The following is a 3,639-nucleotide window of genomic DNA, read 5'->3' on the forward strand; positions in this document are numbered from 1 at the left end:
CCTTCAGCCTGGGTGACGGCCTGCGCCCCGGCTCCATCTACGATGCCAACGACGAGGCGCAGTTGGCGGAGTTGAAGACGCTGGGCGAGCTGACGCAAATCGCCTGGCGGCACGACGTGCAGGTGATGATCGAAGGGCCCGGCCACGTTCCTTTGCAGCTCATCAAAGAGAACATGGACTTGCAGCTGCAGTGGTGCGACGAAGCGCCGTTCTATACCCTGGGGCCGCTGACCACCGACATCGCCCCCGGCTACGACCACATTACCAGCGCCATCGGCGCGGCCACCATCGGCTGGTACGGCACGGCCATGCTGTGCTACGTCACCCCGAAGGAGCACCTGGGGCTGCCCAACAAGCAAGACGTCAAGGAAGGCATCGTCACCTACAAGCTGGCGGCGCACGCGGCCGATCTGGCCAAGGGCCACCCCGGGGCGCAAATCCGCGACAACGCGCTGTCCAAGGCGCGTTTCGAGTTCCGCTGGGAAGACCAGTTCAACCTGGGGCTCGACCCGGACAAGGCGCGCGAATTTCACGACGAGACGCTGCCCAAGGAGAGCGCCAAAGTGGCGCACTTCTGTAGCATGTGTGGCCCGAAGTTTTGCAGCATGAAGATCACGCAAGAGGTGCGCGCCTACGCGGCGCAGCAGGGCATCGACGAGCGGCAGGCGCTGGCCAGCGGCATGCAGGAGCAGGCGCAGGCGTTTCGCGCCGCCGGGGGCGAGGTCTATGTACCGCTGACGCGGGCTTGAGACAGGGGTGAATATTTTTTGCACCCCGCGCGCCGCGGGGTGCAAAAGCGTGCTACATTAGTGGCACGTCGCGAGTTGCTTTCCCTCGCGTGCGTCGTTGTCCACGGTTGGCGGTTCCCTCAACACCGCACTGGCCATCCGGTTCGCCCGGCCCTCGGCCCCCTGTTTCAGCGTATCTTACCCCGGCGAGCTTCACCATCAGCCGATGCGTTTCGGCGCCGGGCGTGCTACACGCCCACAGGAGGCCCCATGGCCAAAGAAGAACTCATCGAGATGCGCGGCACCGTGGACGAAGTGTTGCCCGACTCGCGCTACCGCGTCACCCTGGAAAACGGCCACTGTCTGGTGGCCTACTCGGGCGGCAAGATGCGCAAGCACCACATCCGTATTCTGGCCGGCGACCGCGTGTCGCTGGAGCTGTCGCCCTACGACCTGAGCAAAGGGCGCATCACCTTCCGTCACCTCGAGCCGCGCTCGGGTGCCGCTCCCACACCGGCGCGTCGCAGGACGCGTTGATCGACCCTCAGCGGGCCCGCGATCATCCGGCGCGACCCTGCGTGGCGCCACCACCGGCACCGGCCCCGCGTTTTCTCTGTTTCTCTGAAGGACGTTCTCCATGAACAACAAACTCTACGTCGGCAACCTGCCGTATTCCGCCGATGACCAAGCCCTGGAGCGCAGCTTTGGCGCCTATGGCACCGTGCAGTCGGCCAAGGTCATGACCGACCGCGACACCGGCCGCTCCAAGGGCTTCGGCTTCGTCGAAATGGCGACCGACGCCGAGGCGCAAGCTGCGATCGACGGCCTGCACGGCTCGTCGCTGCAAGGCCGCGCCATGACCGTCAACGTGGCCCGTCCGCGCGAGGCACGTCCGTCGTCCGGCTACGAAGGCCGCAGCGGCCGCAACGGCGGCGGTCGCAGCAGCTACTACTGATCGGCTCTGCCCCTGACGGCCGGGGTCACTTACCCCAGCCGTCCTTCAGGCCCGCGATGCGGTTGAATACCGCTCGGTCGGGCCTGTTTGCATTGGAGCTGAAACCGTCGCGCCCGTCGGGCGGCGTGTGCTACATTGAGGGCCCCTGTGCTTCTCGCCCGAATCGAACTCTCGATGGCACCCACCGTCGTGCGCGTCGGCTCCTACCGGCTTTTCTTCTTTTCACGAGAGGAGCCCAGGATGCACGTGCACGTGGCGCATCCCCATGGCGAGGCGAAATTCTGGATTCAGCCCGACGTCGCCCTGGCGTGCCACACGGGCCTGAGCGAGCGTGAATTGGCCGAGGCGCAGCGGATCGTGACCATGCACGTGCAGGAGATCGTCCATGCCTGGCGACAACACTTCGGTGGCTGAGGTCACCCATGTGTCGAGACACGGCTTTTGGCTGTTGCTCGGCGACGAAGAACTGTGGGTGCCGTTTTCGGAATTTCCATGGTTTCGGCGCGCCACGATCGAGCAGATCACGACACTGGAGTGGCCCAGTCGCGACCATTTGTATTGGCCACTGTTGGATATCGACCTGTCGGTCGAATCGATCCGCCACCCGGATCGGTTCCCGCTCGTCGCCGCCGAGTCGGTTGGCCCCTGACGGCCGGGGTCACTTACTCCAGCCGTCCTTCAGGCCCGCGATGCGGTTGAATACCGCTCGGTCGGGCCGGTGGTCTTGGGCGTCGGCGCAAAAGTAGCCGTGGCGCTCCAGCTGCAGCCGCGTCTCGGGCGCGATGCCGACCAAGGACGGTTCCACGAAGCCCTGCGTGATGCGCAGGCTGTTCGGGTTGAGCGCGGCGCGGAAATCTTTGCCTCCGGCATCGGGTTGCGGGTCGGCAAACAGCCGGTCGTAGAGCCGAAACTCCGCCGGTACCGCGTCGTGGGCACCAACCCAGGTGATGGTGCCCTTGACCTTGACGGCATCGGCCCCGGGCGTGCCGCTCTTGGTGTCGGGCACCACGGTGGCCAGCACCGCCGTCACGCGGCCCGTGTCGTCTTTCTCACAGCCGGTGCATTCGATGACGTAGCCGTACTTCAGGCGCACCCGGTTGCCGGGGAAGAGGCGGAAGTACCCCTTGGGGGGTTGTTCCATGAAATCGTCGCGCTCGATCCACACCTCGGGCCCGAGGCTGAAGGCGCGCTGCCCCCACTCGGGGTGTTGCGGGTGGGCGGGGGCGGTGCAGGGTTCCCGGTGCTCCCAGCGGCCGAATACGTCGGCCCAGTTGGTCAGGCGCAGCCGCACGGGGTCGAGTACGCCCATCGCGCGCGGGGCTTTGCCTTCCAGATCGTCGCGCAGCGCGACCTCCAGGTTGCCGTAGTCGATCCAGCCGGGGGATTTGCTCACGCCCGTCCGTTCACAGAACAGCCGGATGGCCTCTGGCGTGTAGCCGCGCCGACGCAGCCCGGCGATGGTGGGCATGCGCGGGTCATCCCAGCCGGCGACGATACCCTCGTCGACCAGCGCCTTGAGCTTGCGCTTGCTGGTCACGACGTAGGTGAGGTTCAGGCGCGCGAACTCGTACTGGTGCGGCAGCTGGAACGGCTCGACCTGGTAGGCGTCGAGGGCTGCGGCAAGCAGCGGCGTGAACTGGTGCGTTTGCGACTTCAGCAGCGCAAAGAACGCCCCTAGATCGCGCAGCACGGCGTCGCGGTCGTGCTCCCAGCGGGTAAAAAGCGCGCGCATCTGCTGCTCGGGCTCGGTGTTGACGCCCAGCTTGTACGCGTGGTTGTGGCAGTGCAGGGCGAATTCCTTGCCCGCTTCGACGCCCTGGTGCTCGATGCGCTCGATGAGCGCCTTGGCGCGCTCGAACTGGGGCGCGCGCAGGATGGGCACGATGCGCTCGAGCGTCCAGTCGTAAAACGGTCGTTGGTCCTCGAACTCCAGCGTGCAGATGCTGTGGGTGATGT

General features: G+C 66.0%; 6 protein-coding genes. 5 read left to right on the top strand and 1 reads right to left on the bottom strand.

All coding sequences use genetic code 11. The features are described from left to right. The 5 genes from Q0716_RS04800 to Q0716_RS04820 all read left to right on the top strand — a co-directional run. Positions 1-749: phosphomethylpyrimidine synthase ThiC (locus Q0716_RS04800; protein ID WP_299020255.1), on the top strand; the 749-nt coding region annotated here is incomplete at its 5' end. Between the two features lie 249 nt (positions 750-998). Further along, on the top strand, positions 999-1,265 hold the full coding sequence (gene infA / locus Q0716_RS04805; protein WP_299020257.1) for a translation initiation factor IF-1: 267 nt from the start codon (positions 999-1,001) through the stop codon (positions 1,263-1,265). Between the two features lie 100 nt (positions 1,266-1,365). Further along, positions 1,366-1,683, top strand: coding sequence for an RNA-binding protein (locus tag Q0716_RS04810; protein WP_299020259.1), 318 nt, complete (start codon positions 1,366-1,368; stop codon positions 1,681-1,683). Between the two features lie 174 nt (positions 1,684-1,857). Beyond that, positions 1,858-2,097 (top strand): DUF4160 domain-containing protein, encoded by a 240-nt coding sequence (locus Q0716_RS04815; RefSeq protein WP_299020261.1) that lies wholly within the window; start codon positions 1,858-1,860, stop codon positions 2,095-2,097. Further along, entirely contained in the window at positions 2,069-2,332 is a 264-nt protein-coding gene (locus tag Q0716_RS04820) for a DUF2442 domain-containing protein (RefSeq protein WP_299020263.1), read from the top strand. The genes Q0716_RS04815 and Q0716_RS04820 overlap by 29 nt, the downstream gene beginning before the upstream one ends. Positions 2,333-2,341: 9 nt before the next feature. On the opposite strand, the gene Q0716_RS04825 is transcribed toward Q0716_RS04820, so the two are convergent. Beyond that, positions 2,342-3,639: glutamate--tRNA ligase family protein (locus tag Q0716_RS04825; protein WP_299020265.1), on the bottom strand; the 1,298-nt coding region annotated here is incomplete at its 5' end.

The sequence above is a fragment of the uncultured Tepidimonas sp. genome (assembly GCF_938045175.1).
In the GTDB taxonomy this organism is placed as follows: Bacteria; Pseudomonadota; Gammaproteobacteria; order Burkholderiales; family Burkholderiaceae_C; genus Tepidimonas.